This is a genomic window from Streptomyces mobaraensis (assembly GCF_020099395.1).
Taxonomy (GTDB): domain Bacteria; phylum Actinomycetota; class Actinomycetes; order Streptomycetales; family Streptomycetaceae; genus Streptomyces.
The window spans coordinates 1686652-1704187 of the sequence record NZ_CP083590.1 but is presented as its reverse complement, the minus strand read 5'-3'; the positions used below and the strand labels follow the sequence as shown (position 1 = coordinate 1704187).

At 74.3% G+C, this 17536-nt stretch carries 14 protein-coding genes; 5 read left to right on the top strand and 9 right to left on the bottom strand.

Annotation, left to right across the window (positions count from 1 at the left end; translation table 11 throughout):
* Positions 1 to 183: 183 nt before the first annotated feature.
* Positions 184 to 1275: a cell division protein ZapE gene (gene zapE, locus K7I03_RS07110; RefSeq protein WP_185944001.1), complete on the bottom strand. Its 1092-nt coding sequence runs from the start codon at positions 1273 to 1275 to the stop codon at positions 184 to 186.
* 95 nt (positions 1276 to 1370) lie between these two features.
* On the opposite strand from zapE, the gene K7I03_RS07105 reads away from it, so the two are divergent.
* The 4 genes from K7I03_RS07105 to msrB all read left to right on the top strand — a co-directional run bounded on the left by K7I03_RS07105 (position 1371) and on the right by msrB (position 4981).
* Positions 1371 to 2180, top strand: a complete 810-nt coding sequence (locus tag K7I03_RS07105) for a pyrimidine reductase family protein (RefSeq protein ID WP_185944002.1) — start codon at positions 1371 to 1373, stop codon at positions 2178 to 2180.
* 158 nt (positions 2181 to 2338) lie between these two features.
* Positions 2339 to 2833: an indole-3-glycerol phosphate synthase gene (locus K7I03_RS07100; RefSeq protein ID WP_185944003.1), complete on the top strand. Its 495-nt coding sequence runs from the start codon at positions 2339 to 2341 to the stop codon at positions 2831 to 2833.
* A gap of 311 nt (positions 2834 to 3144) precedes the next feature.
* Complete coding sequence (gene murC / locus K7I03_RS07095; RefSeq protein ID WP_185944004.1) at positions 3145 to 4542, top strand: UDP-N-acetylmuramate--L-alanine ligase; 1398 nt, start codon at positions 3145 to 3147, stop codon at positions 4540 to 4542.
* Between the two features lie 31 nt (positions 4543 to 4573).
* Positions 4574 to 4981, top strand: a complete 408-nt coding sequence (msrB, locus tag K7I03_RS07090; protein WP_185944005.1) for a peptide-methionine (R)-S-oxide reductase MsrB — start codon at positions 4574 to 4576, stop codon at positions 4979 to 4981.
* Positions 4982 to 5274: 293 nt separating this feature from the next.
* Here msrB and treZ read toward each other — a convergent pair whose 3' ends face one another.
* Positions 5275 to 7017, bottom strand: coding sequence for a malto-oligosyltrehalose trehalohydrolase (treZ, locus tag K7I03_RS07085; protein ID WP_185944006.1), 1743 nt, complete (start codon positions 7015 to 7017; stop codon positions 5275 to 5277).
* Positions 7018 to 7239: 222 nt separating this feature from the next.
* Positions 7240 to 8652, bottom strand: coding sequence for a dihydrolipoyl dehydrogenase (gene lpdA / locus K7I03_RS07080; protein WP_185944007.1), 1413 nt, complete (start codon positions 8650 to 8652; stop codon positions 7240 to 7242).
* Positions 8653 to 8749: 97 nt separating this feature from the next.
* Between lpdA and K7I03_RS07075 the strand changes: the two genes are divergently transcribed.
* On the top strand, positions 8750 to 9736 hold the full coding sequence (locus K7I03_RS07075) for a LysR family transcriptional regulator (RefSeq protein WP_185944134.1): 987 nt from the start codon (positions 8750 to 8752) through the stop codon (positions 9734 to 9736).
* On the opposite strand, the gene K7I03_RS07070 is transcribed toward K7I03_RS07075, so the two are convergent.
* From K7I03_RS07070 to glgX, 6 genes are all read right to left on the bottom strand, one after another.
* Complete coding sequence (locus tag K7I03_RS07070; protein WP_185944008.1) at positions 9696 to 10136, bottom strand: lasso peptide biosynthesis B2 protein; 441 nt, start codon at positions 10134 to 10136, stop codon at positions 9696 to 9698. The two genes, K7I03_RS07075 and K7I03_RS07070, sit on opposite strands and share 41 nt — an antisense overlap.
* Complete coding sequence (locus K7I03_RS07065) at positions 10133 to 10390, bottom strand: lasso peptide biosynthesis PqqD family chaperone (protein WP_185944009.1); 258 nt, start codon at positions 10388 to 10390, stop codon at positions 10133 to 10135. The genes K7I03_RS07070 and K7I03_RS07065 overlap by 4 nt, the downstream gene beginning before the upstream one ends.
* A 59-nt stretch (positions 10391 to 10449) precedes the next feature.
* Positions 10450 to 12252, bottom strand: a complete 1803-nt coding sequence (locus tag K7I03_RS07060; RefSeq protein WP_185944010.1) for an asparagine synthase — start codon at positions 12250 to 12252, stop codon at positions 10450 to 10452.
* A 59-nt stretch (positions 12253 to 12311) separates the two neighbouring features.
* The gene (locus K7I03_RS07055) at positions 12312 to 12461 is read right to left on the bottom strand and encodes a keywimysin-related RiPP (RefSeq protein ID WP_185944011.1); all 150 of its coding nucleotides are present in this window, start codon (positions 12459 to 12461) and stop codon (positions 12312 to 12314) included.
* A 426-nt stretch (positions 12462 to 12887) separates the two neighbouring features.
* Positions 12888 to 15269, bottom strand: coding sequence for a malto-oligosyltrehalose synthase (gene treY / locus K7I03_RS07050; protein WP_185944012.1), 2382 nt, complete (start codon positions 15267 to 15269; stop codon positions 12888 to 12890).
* Between the two features lie 39 nt (positions 15270 to 15308).
* Positions 15309 to 17435: a glycogen debranching protein GlgX gene (gene glgX, locus K7I03_RS07045; protein WP_185944013.1), complete on the bottom strand. Its 2127-nt coding sequence runs from the start codon at positions 17433 to 17435 to the stop codon at positions 15309 to 15311.
* Positions 17436 to 17536: the final 101 nt, after the last annotated feature.

Genomic DNA, 17536 nt, shown 5'->3' with positions numbered 1-17536 from the left:
GGCTTCGCCGCTCGTCCTCAAACTCCCCCAGAGGGGGCACCCCCAACGGGCTGATTTCAGCCCGTCCGGCGTTTGAGGACAACCGCGCGGAGCGCGGTTTCAGGGGTGCGGGGGCGCAGCCCCCGCAAGAAACGGTGAATGGGGGTGCCCCCTCTGGGGGAGGGACCGGGGCACCCCCACCCCTCAGCCGTCCGCCAAGGACTTCGCATCGCGCGCCAGCGCCGTGAGCCGCGAGATGGCCCGGAAGTACTTCTTCCGGTAGCCACCGGCCAGCATCTCCTCGCTGAACAGCCGGTCGAACGGCCGCCCGGACGCCAGCACCGGCACCTCGCGGTCGTACAGCCGGTCCGCGAGGACGACGAGCCGCAGGGCGGTGGACTGGTCCGGGACGGGTTCGACGCCGGTGAGGCAGACCGCGCGGACGCCGTCGCAGAGGGCGCCGTAGCGGCTCGGGTGGACCTGGGAGAGGTGCCGGAGGAGGGCGGGGAAGTCGTCCAGGGAGGCGCCGCCCACCGAGTGGGCCACCCGCTTGACGGTCTCGTCGTCGTACGGCGCCGGCGCCTCCGGCAGACCCCGGTGGCGGTAGTCCTCGCCGTCGATGCGCAGGGCGCGGAAGTGGGCCGAGAGGCCCTGGATCTCGCGGAGGAAGTCGGCGGCGGCGAACCGGCCTTCGCCGAGCTTGCCGGGCAGCGTGTTGGAGGTCGCGGCGAGCGCGACGCCCTGTTCGACGAGCTTGCCGAGCAGGGTGGAGACGAGGACGGTGTCGCCCGGGTCGTCCAGCTCGAACTCGTCGATGCAGAGCAGCTCGTGCCCGCCGAGCGTGCGGACGGTCTGCTGGAAGCCGAGGGCGCCGACCAGGTTCGTCAGCTCGACGAAGGTGCCGAACGCCTTCCGCTCCGGGGCGGCCGGCGCCGCGTGCCAGAGGGAGGCCAGCAGGTGCGTCTTGCCGACGCCGTAGCCGCCGTCGAGGTAGACGCCGCGCGGGCCGGCCGGCGCGGGCTTGGCCTCTCGCCGGAACCAGCGCTTCCGGCCGCTGCCGGCGGCCGGGGAACCGAGCCCGGCCGCGAAGCCGGACAGCACCCGGACGGCCTCGGTCTGGCTGGGCTGGTTCGGGTCCGGTATGTAGGTGTCGAACCGCACCGCGTCGAAGCGCGGCGGCGGCACCATCTCGGCGACCAGGCGCTCGGCCGGGACGTGCGGGGTGCGCGAGGTGAGCGCGACGGGCTGCCCGCTCGTCGGGCGGGCTTCCGGGGATGCTGCGGTGGAGGACGACACAACTCTCCAGGGTAGTTCGCCGACGGGCGCGGGGCGGCCGGGAGCGGAGCGAGGCATGTCACACTCGGGGCGGCGAGGCGTGTCACACTGCGCCCATGCGACGCCTGTTCCCCTCGCCCACCGCCCCCGCCGACCTCGAAGACCGCGAATGGGGGCTCGACGAGCTGGCCGACCTCTACGCCTACCCCGGGGCCGTCGCGGAGGGCCGCCCGTGGCTGCGCGCCAACATGGTCTCCTCGCTCGACGGCGCCGCCCACCACGAGGGCCGCTCGCAGCCGCTGTCCTCCGCCGCGGACATGCGGATCTTCGGTACGCTGCGCGCGCTCGCCGACGCCGTCGTGGTCGGCGCCGAGACCGTACGGCAGGAGGGCTACCGCCCGGCGCGCGCCCGCGAGGCGTTCGCCGCCCGGCGCGCCGGGCTCGGGCAGTCGCCGGCGCCGGTGATCGCGGTGGTGAGCGCCGGGCTCGACCTCGACTTCTCGCTGCCGCTGTTCGCCGAGCCGCTGGTGCCGACCCTGGTGCTGACCGGCGAGGCGGCCCCCGCCGAGCGGCGGGACGCGGCCGCCGCGGCGGGCGTGGAGGTCGTCGTGGCCGGCGAGGGGAGGACGGTGGACGTGGCGCGCATACCGGAGCTGCTGGCCGCCCGCGGGATGACGCGGCTGCTGACGGAGGGCGGGCCGCGGCTGCTGGGGCAGTTCACGGCAGCCGGGGTGCTGGACGAGCTGTGCCTCTCGCTCGCCCCGATGGTCGCCGCCGGGGTCGCGCCCCGGATCGCCGGCGGGCCCCCGCTGGAGGTGCCGCGGCGGTTCGCGCTGGCGTCGGTGCTGGAGCAGGACGGGTTCCTTTTCACCCGGTACCGGACGGAGACGGGCGGCGCGGCCCGGACACGGGAAACCGGCATCTGACAATCGGCGGAATCCCCTGTTCCGCTTATCGTCCGACGGGCAGAATTGTGTCGGACGCTCCCCCGGGGGCACGGGTTCGAAACAGCGAGCTCCGAGGGAGCACGCGCAGGATGGTTTCTGTGTGGGCCCGGGGCCCACGGAGGAGAAGGGCGCCGACCGTGTTCACGAGCGTATTGATGATCGAGCAACCGCTGTCCGCGACGGACGTCGACTTCGTCACCGGCCTGCACGACGACGAGATGTCCTTCGTGGTCCTGATGCAGCCCAGAGGCGCCGAGGACCGGCTGCTGCGCGCCATCGACGACGTCGCCCTGGGCGAGCTGGAACAGGCCGTCCACGAGGCGGACGAACCCGAGGGCGAGGCCGCCCTGCGGCCCGCCGCCCTCGCCCTGGAGCACTCCCTGCGCCTCCTGCGCGGGGCCGGCAGCGAGGCCGTCGGCCAGATCATCGACGACCACCCGCTGGACCTGCTCCGTTCCGTCGTCGAGCAGACCCACGCCGACGAGGTGATCGTGCTGACCGCACCCCACCTCGTCGAGGAGTTCTTCCACCGCGACTGGGCCTCGCGCGCCCGCCACAAGGTCGGCGTGCCGGTCCTCAAGCTGTATGCGCACGCGGACGAGGAGCAGCCTGTGACCGGCGACGCGGAGTAGACGTCAAACGGGACCGCCCGCCCGCCGCCATCCGGAAAGGTGAGTTTGACGCCGGACGGGCTGACCCTTCAGCCCGTCCGGCGTTTGAGGACAACCGCGCGGAGCGCGGTTTCGGGGGTGCGGGGGCGGAGCCCCTGCGGAAACGGTGAATGGGGGTGCCCCCTCTGGGGGAGGGACCGGGGCACCCCCCGGCCGAAGGCCGCGCTGTCGGCACCGGGTGCGAGAATCGGCGCAGTCACCGTCCCCGGACCCCCGGGGACAACCGCTGGTCACAGCGGACAGCAGCCGAGAACAACCAGGGAGCACCGCACATGGCACCGGCCGTCCCCCCGACGATGGACCGCCCCCACTTCATCGGCATCGGCGGCGCCGGCATGTCGGGCATCGCGAAGATCCTCGCCCAGCGCGGCGCCCGGGTGGCGGGCAGCGACGCGAAGGAGTCCGCGACCGCGGCCGCGCTGCGCGCCCTCGGCGTCACGGTCCACGTCGGCCACGCCGCCGGGCACCTCGCCGAGGACGCCACCTGCGTCGTCGTCTCCAGCGCCATCCGCCAGGACAATCCGGAGCTGGCCGCCGCGGCCGAGCGCGGCATCCCCGTCGTCCACCGCTCGGACGCGCTGGCGCGGCTGATGGACGGGCTGCGCCCGATCGCCGTCGCGGGCACGCACGGCAAGACGACCACCACGTCGATGCTGGCGGTGGCGCTGGACGCGCTCGCGCTCGACCCGTCGTACGCGATCGGCGGCGACCTCCACGGGCCCGGCACCAACGCCCGGCACGGCGCCGGCGAGATCTTCGTGGCGGAGGCGGACGAGAGCGACCGCAGCTTCCACAAGTACGCGCCCGAGGTCGCGATCATCCTCAACGCGGAGCTGGACCACCACGCGAACTACGCCTCGATGGAGGAGATCCACGAGTCGTTCGAGATCTTCGTGGGCCGGATCCGCCCGGGCGGCACGCTCGTCGTCGCGGCCGACCAGGAGGGCGCCCGCGAGCTGACCCGCCGCCTCGCCGGTCGCACCGACGGCATCCGGGTCGTCACCTACGGCGAGTCCGAGGGCGCCGACGTCCGCGTCCTCGACGTCACGCCGCGCGGCCTGACCAGCGAGGTCACCGTGCTCCTCGACGGCCGTGAGCTCACCTTCGGCGTCTCCGTGCCCGGCCGGCACTACGCCCACAACGCCGTCGCCGCCCTCGCCGCGGGCGTCGCCCTCGGCATCCCGGCCGGCGACCTGGCCGCCGCCCTCGGCAAGTACACCGGCGTGGGCCGCCGCCTCCAGCTCAAGGGCGAGGCCGCCGGCGCGCAGGTCATCGACTCGTACGCGCACCACCCCACCGAGATGACCGCCGACCTGGAGGCCATGCGCGGTGCCGCGGCCGGCTCCCGCGTCCTGGTGGTCTTCCAGCCCCACCTGTTCAGCCGCACCCAGGAGCTCGGCACCGAGATGGGGCAGGCGCTGGCCCTGGCCGACGCCTCCGTCGTCCTCGACATCTACCCCGCCCGCGAGGACCCGATCCCCGGCGTCACCAGCGCCATGATCATCGACGCGGCCCGCGAGGCCGGCGCCGACGTGCGCGCCGAGCACGACATGGCCGCCGTCCCCGACGTCCTCGCGGGAATGGTCCGCCCCGGCGATCTCGTTCTCACCATGGGCGCGGGGGACGTCACGGACCTCGGCCCGCGGATCCTGGCCCGCCTGGAGAGCTGACCCCCGAGAGCCCCGAGAGGACGTACGGCCCATGCCCTACGAGGTCGAGAAGACGGACGAGCAGTGGCGCGCGGAACTGTCGCCGGCGGAGTACCAGGTGCTCCGCCGCGCCGGGACGGAACCGGCGTTCCGCGGTGAGTACACGGACACGACGACGGCCGGCGTCTACTCCTGCCGCGCCTGCGGAGCCGAACTCTTCCGCTCCACCGAGAAGTTCGCGAGCCACTGCGGCTGGCCGAGCTTCTACGACCCCAAGGACTCCGACGCCGTCGAGCTCCTGGAGGACCGCTCGCACGGCATGGTCCGCGTGGAGGTCCGCTGCGCCCGCTGCGGCTCCCACCTCGGGCACGTCTTCGAGGGCGAGGGCTACCCGACCCCGACGGACCAGCGCTACTGCATCAACAGCATCGCCCTGCGCCTGGAGCCGGCGGAGGACTGAGCCCGGCCGGGGCGGCCGCGGCCGGTACGGCGAGTGGGCCGGCCGGAGCCGGCCGCCTGGCGACGGGGGGCGCCGACGGCCGGACGGCCGGTGAACGAACGGAGGGGCCGCGGCCGGGACCGGCCGGCCGGGCGGGTGAGGGATGGCCGGCCGGCCCCGACAACGACCGGGGACGGCATCCTCCGGTCGGTCACCCACCACCTTGCCCTGTCCGGGCGCCGCCGCACGGGGGCCGAACGGGCCGGTTCGGGACCGTTCGGCCCCGGTACGACGGGACCCGGTCCGCCACCCCCTCACCCGCTCACCCGCAGGACCGCCGCCGACTCCGGGGGCAGGTGCGGCGGGCCGTTCCCGTCCGGGGCGGTGAGCGGGCGCCAGGCGGCGAGGACGCGGGTGGCCGGGGGGACGGGGAGTGCGGCCGGGGTGCGGCCGAGGTTGGCGGCCACGAGGAGGGGGCCGCGGCGGAAGGTGACGCATCGGTTGGGGGTGACCGCCGGGTCCGTGCCGGTCCAGTCGGGGGCGGTCAGAGACGGTTCCGTGTGCCGGAGGGCGGTCAACCGGCGGTGCCAGGCCAGGAGTTCGGCGTGGGGGGCGCGGGCCGGCTCGTCCCAGTCGAGGCAGGAGCGCAGCCGGGTGGCCGGGTCCTGGGGGTCGGGGATCTCCTCCGCGGGCCAGCCGTGGGCGGCGAACTCGCGGCGCCTGCCGCGGCGTACGGCCTCGGCCAGTTCCGGGTCGGTGTGGTCGGTGAAGTACTGCCACGGCGTGCGGGCCCCCCACTCCTCGCCCATGAAGAGCATCGGCGTGAACGGCGCGCACAGCACCAGCGCGGCGGCGCAGGCGAGGAGGCCGGGGGAGAGGCGGGCGGCGAGGCGGTCGCCGAGCGCCCGGTTGCCGATCTGGTCGTGCGTCTGGGCGTAGCCGAGCAGGCGGTGGGCGGGGGTGCCGGCCGGGTCCAGGGGGCGGCCGTGCGGGCGGCCGCGGAACGACGAGTGGGTGCCGTCGTGGAAGAACCCGCCGCGCAGCGTCTTGGTGAGGGCGAACGCCGGGTCCGCCGCGAAGTCGGCGTAGTAGCCCTGCGACTCGCCCGTCAGCGCGGTGTGCAGGGCGTGGTGGAAGTCGTCGTTCCACTGCGCGTGCAGGCCGAGGCCGCCGGACGCGCGCGGGGTGATGGTGGCGGGGTCGTTGCGGTCGGACTCGGCGATGAGGAAGAGGGGGCGGCCGAGGCGTTCGGCGAGGTTGTCCACGGCCTCGGAGAGGTCGGCGAGGAAGTGGCGCGGACCGTCGTCCACAAGCGCGTGGACGGCGTCCAGGCGCAGGCCGTCGAGGCGGTAGTCCCGCAGCCAGGCCAGGGCGCTGTCGATGAAGTACGACCGGACCTCGGCGGATTCCGGGCCGTCGAGGTTCACCGCCGCGCCCCACGGGGTCTGGTGGCGGTCGGTGAAGTACGGGCCGAAGGCGGGGAGATGGTTGCCGGACGGGCCCAGGTGGTTGTGCACCACGTCGAGGACGACGCCTAGACCGTGCCCGTGCGCCGCGTCGACGAAGCGGCGCAGCCCGTCCGGGCCGCCGTACGGCTCGTGGACGGCCCAGGGCGCCACCCCGTCGTACCCCCAGCCGTGCCGGCCGGGGAACGGGCAGACGGGCATCAGCTCGACGTGGGTGATGCCGAGGGTGGCGAGGTGGGGGAGGTGGCGGGTCGCCGCGTCGAAGGTGCCTTCCCGGGTGAACGTGCCCGTGTGGAGCTCGTAGAGGACCGCGCCGGGGAGGTCGCGGCCCGGCCACGGGTGCCGCCATTCCCAGCGCGCCGGGTCGATGACGGCCGCCGGGCCGTCGGGGCCGTCCGGGAGGCGGCGGGCCCGGGGGTCGGGGAGGGGCGGGCCGTCGTCCAGGGCGAAGCTGTAGGGGGTGTTTTCGGTGCCGGGTGCTTCGCGGTGCCACCAGCCGGGGCGGGTGGGGGTGCGTTGCATGGGGTGGGTGCCGTTGTCCGTGTGCAGGGTGACGCGTGTGGTGTGCGGGGCCCATACCTCGTACAGCACCGGCGGCTCCTCGGGTCGGGTGGGGAGTTGGGTTGCCCCTGCCCCGCCCCTTCCCGTTTCTTGCGGGGGCAAGCCCCCGCGCCCCCGGGGCGGGCTGATTCAGCCCGTCCGGCGTTTGAGGACGAGCGGCGAAGCCGCGACAAGGGGGGTCTGGGGGGCGCAGCCCCAGGAATCGGTGAAGGGGAGGGACCGGGGCGCAAGCCCGCCGCAGGCCCCCCCGGCTCACACCTGGTGCAGGCCCCGCCCCGCGAGCGAGAGCATCACCTCGCCCACCGCCTCCGACAGCGTTGGATGCGCATGGATGTGCTGCGCCACATCGGACGCCTCCGCGTCCCAGCCCACCATCAACTGCCCCTCGGCGATCATTTCGGAGACGTGGGGGCCGACGAGGTGGACGCCGAGGATGCGGCCGCTCTTGTCCGCCACCGCCTTCACCATGCCGCCCTGGCCGTGGACCATGCCCTTGGCGGTGCCGGTCAGGGGCATGGAGTTGACGGTGACGTCGTGGCCGGCGGCGACGGCCTGTTCCTCGGAGAGGCCGACGGACGCGGTCTGCGGGCTGGAGTAGGTGACGCGGGGCACGGCCGCGTAGTCGACCGGGCGGGAGGCGCGGCCGGCCAGGGTCTCGGCGACGAGTAGACCCTCGGCGAACGAGGCGTGGGCCAGGCCGAGGGAGGGCGGCGGCAGCAGGTCGCCCACGACGTGGACGCCGGGCACCGCCGTCTCCAGACGCGACCAGTCGGCCGGGGCGAGGAAGCCGCGGGCGTCGGTGGACAGTCCGGCCGCCGCCAGGCCCAGGCCGTCCGTCACCGGCACCCGGCCGACGGCCACCAGCAGCCGGTGGACGGTCAGTTCGCGGACCTCGCCGCGGGCGGTGCGGACCGTCGCCCGTACGCCGCCCTCGAAGGGGTGCGCCTCTTCGAGGCGCGCGCCGGTCTGGACGTCGATGCCGCGCTTCTTCAGGCCCCGGGTGAGGTGCCGGCTCACGTCCGCGTCCTCCAACGGAAGCAGCCGGTCCGCCGCCTCCACCAGCGTCACGCGGGCGCCCATCGAGCGGTGCAGCGAGGCGTACTCGACGCCGATCGCGCCGCCGCCCAGTACTAGGACGGACGCCGGGAGCCCCGGTGCGAAGAGGGCGTCGTCGCTGGTCACCACGTGCCGGCCGTCCGGCTTCAGGCCGGGCAGGGTGCGCGGGCGCGACCCCGTGGCCAGGACGACGCCGCGCCGGGCGCGCCACTCCGTACCCGCCTCGGCGCCCGAGTCCACCCGGACCGTGCGGGCGGACGTGAGGGAGGCGGAGCCGCGGACGACGCGGACGCCCGCCTGGGCCAGGTGGTTCTCGACGCCCTTGTGGTTGCGGCCGACGATGTCGTCCCGGGTGGCGGTCAGCGCGGCCCAGTCGACGGACTCCAGCGTCGCCCGCACGCCCCAGCGCTCGCGCGCCTCCGCGATGCCGTCCACCAGTTCCGCCGCGTGCAGCATCGCCTTGCTCGGTATGCAGCCCCGGTGCAGGCAGGTGCCGCCGACGAGGTCGCGCTCGGCGAGGACCACGTCCAGGCCGAGGTGCGCCGCGCGCAGTGCGGTGCTGTAGCCGCCGGTGCCGCCGCCGATGACGATGACGTCTGTCTCATGCATGGGACAACCCTCCGCCCAGCAGCGAATATGAGTCCAACGCAAGGTTTCGATCGGAGCGATGAGAGATGTTCATGGGGGAGTCGTGAGCCTGCGGCAGATGCAGTATCTGGTGGCGGTGGTGGAGGAGCGGTCCTTCACCCGGGCCGCCGAGGCGCTCAACGTCACCCAGTCCGCCCTGTCCCACCAGATCAAGGCGCTCGAACGGGAGGTGGGCGGCGACCTGCTGGAGCGGCTGCCGCGCGGGGTCGGGCTGACGCCCATGGGCCGGGCCTTCCTGCCGCACGCCGAACTCGCCGTGCGCAGCGCGGGGATGGCCCGCCGGGCGGCCCGGGCGGCCGCCGGCGCCGAGGGCGGTGAGCTGCACATCGCCACCCTGCACGCGCTGGCGGTCGGCGCGCTGCCGGCCGTCCTCGCCGCCTGGCGGCGGGAGTTCCCCGGCGTCCGGCTCCACCTCCACGAGTACCTGACCACGGACGAACTGCGTGATCACATGGACCGCGGGGTGGCCGACCTCGCGGTGGGCCCCCGGCCCGAGGGGTGGCAGGGGCCGGTGGTGCCGCTGGGGGAGGAGGAGATCAGACTCGTCGTCTCCCGCGACGACCCGCTGGCCCGCGCCACCGCCGCCCGCCTGGCGGACCTCAGGGACCGCGCCTGGGTGCGGTGCGTGCTGGAGCCGGTGATCGACGGCCGGCGGTGGCTGGACTGGGTCTGCGAACAGCACGGCTTCAAGCCGCTCACCGCGGTGGAGACGCAGCACGCCTCCACCGCCGTACGGCTGGCGGCGGCGGGCGTCGGCATCGTCGCCGCCTCGGTCGACGTGGCCCGGACGACGGCGGGAGCGGTCACCGTCCCCGTCAACCCGGCCTGGCGGCGGGAGTTGACGGCGTTCTCCCGCGTGGAGCTGACGTGGGCGGTGAGGCGCTTCGTCGGGGTGTGCCGGGAGGTGGGGTTCGCGGGCGGGGCGGACGGGTGGGAGGCGGACGCGTCCGCTCCGGAAGCCTTCATGCCGGACGTGCCCGCGCCGGAAGCCCCCGCGCCCGGCGTCACCCGCGCCGCCCTCGCCCTTCCGGCGCCGGAACGGTGAACAGGACGCGGAAGTACGACGCGTCGGCCCGCTCCTCGACCATCCGGCCCTCCGCCTCCACCCAGGCGTGCGCGCCGAACGGCGGGCGGGCCCGGACGCCCACCGCCCAGGCGGGCCAGCGGCCGCGCGCCCGGCACAGCAGCACGGTCGCCAGGGAGCGCGGGAGGCAGCCCTCGTCCGAGGCGCAGCGCAGGCTGACCGCCTCGACGGCCGCCCGCGCGGCGCGTGCCTCGGCGTAGGTGGCCGGGCGGGCGCCGCGGGCGAGGCGGGTGAGGACGGCCCGGATCCGGGCCGGCGGCCGGCGTGCCAGGCGGCCGGCGAGCGCGACGGCGGCCAGGGTGAGCAGCCGTTGGCCGGGGGAGAGCCGTACCGGGGCGCGCCGGGGGACGACCGCGCTCATCCGCGTACCACCTTCGCGGCGCGCATGCCGTCCAGCAGCCGTTCCACGTCGGCGCGGGCCCGCTCCCCGTCGACGTCGTAGCCTTCGGTCAGGGCGTCCGCAGCCTGGTCGACCGTGCCGCCGGCCAGGAGGGTGCGGAGGGCCAGCGACGCGGTGGCGTTGAGCTGCCAGTAGCGTCCGGTGGCTCCGTCGAGCAGCACCGTGCCGTATTCGGTGTCGGTGGTCGAGACGTCGGGACGCAGGTGCAGGGCCATCGTTCGGTTCTCTCCGTGAGGTCGTGAGATGTCGGGCGCGCGGACGGAGCGGGGGCGGGTCAGCCAGCGGACCGCGCCCACAGCTCGCAGGCGAGCGCGGTGGCGAAGTCCCCCTCGTGGGAGCGGGTCGCGTACGGGCGTTCGCAGAGCGCGCGGAGCGGTGCGGGGTCGGCCAGGCCCAGGGCGGCGAGCCGGGAGGAGTCCCAGAGCGCGGCGAGTTCCCGGCGGTGTGCGGCGAAGCCCTCGGCGGCGATCGTCCCGCCGTCCGACTTCGTCCGCCGCTCCAGCACTTCCGGCGGCATGATCCCGCGCATCGCGGCCTTGGCCAGCGGTTTGAACTCCCAGGGGGTGACGCGGTCCTCGGGCCTGGTGGCGAGGCACGCCTCGACCACCCGGTCGTCCAGGAACGGCGAGGCCGACAGGAGCTCGTCGGTGCTCGTGAGCTGGTGGAAGCCACGAACCTGCCGTCCGGCGTCCTGGAGCGCCAGCAGGTCGGCGTGGGCGCCGCGGGCCGGCGCGAGCGGTACGGCCGTCCGGACGGTCTCCCGCAGGGCGACGGTGACCAGGTGCCGTGCCTCGGGGGTGGCCCACGGGGGCAGGCGCAGGGCACCGCCCCAGTCGAAGGCCCGGTCGCGGGCGCGGCGGGCGCGGCCCCGGACCAGGGCGGCGGCCTCCGCGGTGAGCCAGCGGCGGTAGGAGTCGCCGTCCAGCAGCGTCCGGGCCGCGTCGGCCAGCGGGAAGCCGGCGAGCCGCCGGTAGGCGTACAGGGACCGGGCGGCGGTCAACGGGCGGCTGCGCAGCAGGTCGTGGTAGCGGGCCGGGTGGCCGGACAGGTTCTGGTCCCCGCCGAGCCCGTCGAGGTGCAGCCGGGAGCCGTGTCCGGCGGCGATGGCGCGCAGGGCCCGCAGTCTGGGGGCGCTCAGCAGGGCGGTCGACGGTTCGTCCGGCAGGCCGGCGAGGCCGGTGAGACCGCTGAAGAAGGACGGCAGGTCCCGTTCGGGGAAGACGATGTGTTTCAGCCGCGGCAGCCGGGCCGCGGCCAGCCGGGCCCAGTACAGGTCGTCGTCGACGCCGTCGTCGTTCTCCACGGTGAAGGCGGTCAGCGCGACGGGCTCCCGGGCGGCCAGCACGGTGACGGCGGTGGAGTCCATGCCGCCGGAGAGATCGCTGGTCAGCGTGGAAGCGTCCCGGGCGCGGACGTGGACCGCCTCCTCCAGGGCCCGCCGCAGCGATGCCGCCGCCTCGGCCAGCGGACGGACCGCTTCCGGGAGGTGCCACCAGCGGTCGACGCGGTGCCGCCGGCCGTCGGGGGAGAGGGTCAGCCGGGAGCCGGGCGGGACGGCCTCCACACCCCGCCACGCCGGGCGGTCGCTCAGCGGGTGCGGAAGGGAGCCGAGCAGGCGCAGCGCCAGCACGGTCCGGTCGAGGGGCGCGCCGGTGAGGGCGGCCAGGACGTCGGCGCGGTCGCCGGCGACGGTCAGGCCGTCGAGGCTGCCGTGGAAGACGCGGCGCAGGCCGGAGGCGCTGCCCCGGATCTGGATCCGGCCGCCGACGGAGGCGATGAGGTGGTGGCTGCCGGCCCAGCGGGAGGCCGGCCCGTCGAGCCGCGCCGGATCGGTGGTACGGGCGGCGAGGGCCGTCAGCTCGGACCGGCTCGCCGAGCAGTGGCCGACGACGACGAGCCGCGTCGTGCCCGCCGCGACGGAGACGACGGGTTCGGCGCCCGTCCGGCCGACCACCCAGGGCCGGCCGGACGGGTGCGTCATGATCCGCGTATGGCCCGGAGGAAGCCGGCCGGCGGCCGCCGCCGCCGTCTCGTGGTCCGGCAGAACCACGAAGAACCGCTCTCCTTGACCGGTCACCTCAACCTCCTTGTCCGGGCCGCCGGATCACGACGGATTCACCAGGACCTCGAACGGGATTACCAGAACTTCGAGAAGCTGTGAGTGATCGGCTCGACGCCCTTGAGGCCGAGGTAGCCGGTGTCCTCCTGGAAAGAGCCGACCTCGAACATTTGCGGAGCCTCGTACGGCGCGAGCGCACGCGGCTCGGTCGCCTCGTCGTTCTTCATCGCACATTCACCCTCTTCCTTATAGATGCGGTGGATACGGTGGATACGGTGTTTTCCCGGTGGGGAGCGACGCGAGTGTGCTGCTCACAGGCATGATCGAGCGGTACGTCCGCGGCGCGTCCGGAAACCGGGTGTCCTTCCCGGGAAGACGATCAACCGTAACCACGGCGGATCACCGCGGGCAACCCCGAATTGGCCCGGAAGGCAGGGGAGTTGCGGAATGGTGCGCTCTGTTTCGGTGGTTCCGCCGGCCCGGGAGGGGTTTTCCGTAAAGGGCGCCCTAAGCGTCGCCGTCGGCCCTTCCGGTGTTGTGGACTCCAGGTAAACGCACTGAAATTCAGGCATCACCGACGGCTTTTCGGGCGAGGGGGGCCGCCCCGCCGCCGCTCCCGGGGCGCGGGCGGCGTCCGGGTCGGCTCCGGCCCCTCACTCCCGTGTCAGCAGCGCCACCGGGTACCGGTGCAACAAGCGCCCCAGCAGCACCCGTTCCTCGCATGCCCGGCCTGTCAGCAGCTCGCGCCACCCGCCGCCTCCGCTTTCGTCTCCGCCTCCGGGGAGGGTCAGCGCCGTATCGCCCCAGCCGCCCGCCGCCTCCAGCCCCCGCGCCAGCCGTGTCACCACCGTCACCACCTCGCCCGAGCGGGCGAAGGCGACGCAGTGGCCGGCGGCGGGGCCGGCCGCGGTCAGCGAGACGTACGTGGCGTCCGGGCCGAACCAGGCGGGGTGGGCGCGGCGGAGGCGCAGGGCGGTACGGGTGAGGTGGAGCTTCTCCGCCGCCAAACCGCCCGGCTCCCCGGCCGCGAAGTCCGGCGGGCGGCGGTTGTCGGGGTCGACGAGGGTGCGGGAGACGCGTTCGGTGCCCATGTAGACGTCGGGGACGCCGGGCATGGTGAGGTGGAGCAGCGCCGCGCCGAGCGTGCCGGCCCGGACGGACGCGGCGGTGGCCGCCGCGAAGGCGGTGAGCTCCTCGTGGGCCGGGCCGCAGGGCCCCGCGACGACGAAGCGCTCCACCGCCTGCTCGTACGCCGCGTCCGGCTCGGTCCACGTCGTCCGCAGCGCCGCCTCCCGGACAGCCTTGAGGACGGCGGGGACGAGCCGCAGGGCGTCCGGTTCGCCCAGGCCGAAGGCGGTCTGCCAGGCCGTCCAGGCCACGTGCGGCTCGGGGGCGGGCGTCCGTTCCGCCAGCCGGGCGAGCAGCCGCGCCCACTCCTCCGGGTACTCGGCGAGGACCGCTATCCGCGCCCGGACGTCGGCGCCGCGCTTGGTGTCGTGGGTGGACAGGACGGTGCCGGTGGCGGGCCAGTCGCGCTGCAGCCGGGCGCAGAAGGCGTGGAACGCGCCGGGCGTGACGGCGGGCCGGCCGGGGGAGCCGCCGACCTCCGTCGCCGAGAGCAGGGGCGCGTAGCGGTAGAAGGCGGTGTCCTCGACGGACTTGGCGTGCAGAGCGGCGGCGGTCTGGGCGAACCGGGCGCAGAAGTCCCGGTGGTCCGGGCCGTCACCGAGCCGTCCCAGGGCCGCGTCCTTCACCACGTCCACTGCGTCCGCCTCCTCCGGCACGGCGAACGCCGCCCGCGCCTCCCGTGCCGCCTCCTCCAGCAGGACGGCGTCGGCGGGCGCCACGGGTGCGCCGGGCCGGGCGTAGGGGCGGTAGACGGGCAGCCGGACGAGGATCTCGCAGAGGGCCGTGCGCAGCGCCCAGGGGGCGTGGTCGCGGAGCGGCAGCGCGCCGTCGCAGATCCGGCCGGCGACGCGGACGAGGCGTTCGACCTCCGTCACCAGCTCGTGGGAGACCATCCGCCAGGCGGCCCGCCGGGCCGTCGCCGCCCAGTCGCCGCCGCGGTCGGGCGGCGGGGCGGCGAACGCCCGGTAGGCCGCGGTGAGCCGCTCGGCGCCGGCCGGGTCGGTGAAGAGGCCGTCGATGTGGTGGAGGGCGTCGTAGCCGGTGGTGCCGGCCACCGGCCAGTCGGCGGGCAGCGTCTCGTCGCGGGCGAGGATCTTCTCGACGACCGTCCAGCGGCCCCCGGTGGCCTCGTGCAGCCGCCGCAGATAGCCGGCCGGGTCGGCGAGCCCGTCCGGGTGGTCGACCCGCAGCCCGTCGGCCACCCCCTCGCGCAGCAGTTGGAGCACTTTGGCGTGCGTGGCCCCGAAGACCGCGGGGTCCTCGACGCGGACGGCGATCAGTTCCGAGACGGTGAAGAAGCGGCGGTGGTTGAGCTCGGTGCGGGCCAGCCGCCACCAGGCCGGCCGGTACCACTGGGCGTCCAGCAGTTCGGGCAGCGGCAGCTTCTCGGTGCCGGGGCGCAGGGGGAGGACGTGGTCGTAGTAGCGCAGGGTGCCGTCGTGGATGGTGAAGCGGTCGAGCTCGTCGCCGAGCCGGCCGGCCAGCAGGGGGAGCAGCACCCGGCCGCCGTGCTCGGCCCAGTCGATGTCGAACCAGCGGGCGTAGCGGGAGACCGGGCCGTCCCGCAGCACCTCCCACAGCGGCCCGTTGAGGTGCTCGGGCGCGGGGACGGCCATGTGGTTGGGCACGATGTCGAGGATCAGGCCGAGCCCGTGGGCGCGGGCGGTGCGGGACAGCGCGCGCAGCCCCTCCTCGCCGCCGAGCTCGGCCCGGACCGCCGTGTGGTCCGTCACGTCGTACCCGTGCGCGGAGCCGGGGACGGCCTCCAGTACGGGGGAGAGGTGCAGGTGGGAGACGCCGAGGGCGGCGAGGGCGGGCACGGCCCGCTCGGCCGCGGCGAACGGGAAGGCGGGCTGGAGCTGGAGGCGGTAGGTCGCCGTCGGAGGCACCGGGCTGTCGCGCTTCATGGGAACATCCGTACCCAGTAGAAGGGGTATGTGCGCGCCCTACAGCGGGCGTTGCAGGACGGCCATGCTCCGGTCGGTCAGTGTGAGCCGGTCGCCGGCGGCGAGTTTCCGCCCGTCGTCCGTCACCCCGTCCGGGAGCGCCGTGTCGACCACGACCTGCCAGAGCCGGCCGTGGTCCGGCGGGATGACGAAGTCCAGCGGCCCGTGGTGGGCGTTGAACAGCAACAGGAACGAGTCGTCGGCCACCCGCTCCCCGCGCGGCCCCGGTTCGGAGATGGCACCGCCGTTGAGGAAGACCGCCAGCGACTTGGCGTACGCGGCCTGCCAGTCGGCGTCCCGCATCTCCTCCCCTTCCGGGGTGAACCAGGCGATGTCCGACAGCTCGTTGAAGGTGCCCTGCTCGGGCCGGCCGTGGAAGAAGCGGCGGCGGCGGAAGACCGGGTGGTCGCGGCGGAGCCAGACCATCGCGCGGGTGAAGGCCAGCATCCGCCGCGCCCGCTCGGCCGCCGTGCCGTCCGGGCCCGGCCAGTGCACCCAGGACAGCTCGCTGTCCTGACAGTAGGCGTTGTTGTTGCCGCGCTGGGTACGGGCGAACTCGTCGCCATGGCTGATCATCGGCACGCCCTGGCTGAGCAGCAGGGTGGCGATGAAGTTGCGCATCTGCCGCTCGCGCAGGGCGAGCACGGCCGGGTCCTCGGTCTCGCCCTCGGCGCCGCAGTTCCACGACCGGTTGTGGCTCTCGCCGTCCCGGTTGTCCTCGCCGTTGGCCTCGTTGTGCTTCTCGTTGTACGAGACCAGGTCGTGCAGGGTGAAGCCGTCGTGGCAGGTCACGAAGTTGACGGAGGCGAGCGGGCGGCGGCCGTCGTCCTGGTAGAGGTCCGAGGAGCCGGTCAGCCGGGAGCCGAAATCGGCCAGGGTGGCCGGTTCACCGCGCCACAGGTCCCGGCAGGTGTCCCGGAACTTCCCGTTCCACTCGGTCCACAGCGGCGGGAAGTTCCCGACCTGGTAGCCGCCCTCCCCCACGTCCCACGGCTCCGCGATCAGCTTCACCTGGCTCACCACCGGGTCCTGCTGCACCAGGTCGAAGAACGACGACAGCCGGTCCACCTCGTGGAACTGCCGGGCGAGCGTCGCCGCCAGATCGAACCGGAACCCGTCCACCCGCATCTCGGTGACCCAGTACCGCAGCGAGTCCATGATGAGCTGGAGCACATGGGGACTGCGCATCAGCAGCGAGTTCCCGGTGCCGGTGGTGTCCATGTAGAACCGCGGGTCGTCCGCCAGCCGGTAGTACGAAGCGTTGTCCAGACCGCGGAACGAGAGCGTCGGCCCCAGGTGATTGCCCTCGGCCGTGTGGTTGTAGACGACGTCCAGGATCACCTCGATGCCGGCCTCGTGCAGCGCCCGCACCGCCGACTTGAACTCCAGCACCTGCTGCCCGCGGTCGCCCCACGAGGCGTAGGCGTTGTGCGGGGCGAAGAAACCGATCGTGTTGTAACCCCAGTAATTGGCCAGGCCCAGGTCCACCAGACGGTGGTCGTTGACGAACTGGTGCACCGGCATCAGCTCGATCGCCGTCACCCCCAGATCCTTGAGGTGATTCACGATCGCCGGGTGCGCCAGCGCCGCGTAGCTGCCCCGGACGTCCTCCGGCAGCTCCGGGTGAAGCATCGTCAGACCCTTGACGTGAGCCTCGTAGATGACCGTGCGGTGGTACTCGGTGCGCGGCGGCCGGTCGTCGCCCCAGTCGAAGTACGGATTGACGACGACGGACGTCATCATGTGCGGAGCGGAGTCCAGGTCATTGCGCGCGTCCCGGTCGGCGAAGTGATAGCCGTAGACGGCCTCACACCAGTCGACGGCACCGCTCACCGCTCGTGCGTACGGATCCAGGAGCAGCTTGGCGGAGTTGCACCGCTGCCCCCGCTCGGGGGCGTACGGGCCGTGGGCCCGGAAGCCGTACCGCTGGCCCGGCATCACCCCCGGCAGATAGGCATGGCGCACGAACGCGTCGCTCTCCCGCAGCTCGACCGCCGTCTCCGAACCGTCGTCGTGCAGCAGGCACAACTCGATCCGCTCCGCCGCCTCCGAGAAGACCGCGAAATTGGTGCCCGCACCGTCATAGGTGGCACCGAGGGGATACGCCTGTCCCGGCCAGACCTGCATAGGCTCGACTCTCTCGCGTCTCCGGCTCTCCCGGGCACCGTTGCCCCGGACCGTCGAGATACAGATCTTCCCCAAAAGCGCCGCCCCCACCGCCCGGCGGG

Coding starts and splice junctions, on each gene's coding strand:
- K7I03_RS07105 (WP_185944002.1), top strand. CDS start 1,371: ATGCGACGCCTGTTCCCCTCGCCCACCGCCCCCGCCGACCTCGAAGAC.
- murC (WP_185944004.1), top strand. CDS start 3,145: ATGGCACCGGCCGTCCCCCCGACGATGGACCGCCCCCACTTCATCGGC.
- msrB (WP_185944005.1), top strand. CDS start 4,574: ATGCCCTACGAGGTCGAGAAGACGGACGAGCAGTGGCGCGCGGAACTG.
- lpdA (WP_185944007.1), bottom strand. CDS start 8,652: ATGCATGAGACAGACGTCATCGTCATCGGCGGCGGCACCGGCGGCTAC.
- K7I03_RS07075 (WP_185944134.1), top strand. CDS start 8,750: ATGCAGTATCTGGTGGCGGTGGTGGAGGAGCGGTCCTTCACCCGGGCC.
- K7I03_RS07070 (WP_185944008.1), bottom strand. CDS start 10,136: ATGAGCGCGGTCGTCCCCCGGCGCGCCCCGGTACGGCTCTCCCCCGGC.
- K7I03_RS07065 (WP_185944009.1), bottom strand. CDS start 10,390: ATGGCCCTGCACCTGCGTCCCGACGTCTCGACCACCGACACCGAATAC.
- K7I03_RS07055 (WP_185944011.1), bottom strand. CDS start 12,461: ATGAAGAACGACGAGGCGACCGAGCCGCGTGCGCTCGCGCCGTACGAG.
- treY (WP_185944012.1), bottom strand. CDS start 15,269: ATGAAGCGCGACAGCCCGGTGCCTCCGACGGCGACCTACCGCCTCCAG.
- glgX (WP_185944013.1), bottom strand. CDS start 17,435: ATGCAGGTCTGGCCGGGACAGGCGTATCCCCTCGGTGCCACCTATGAC.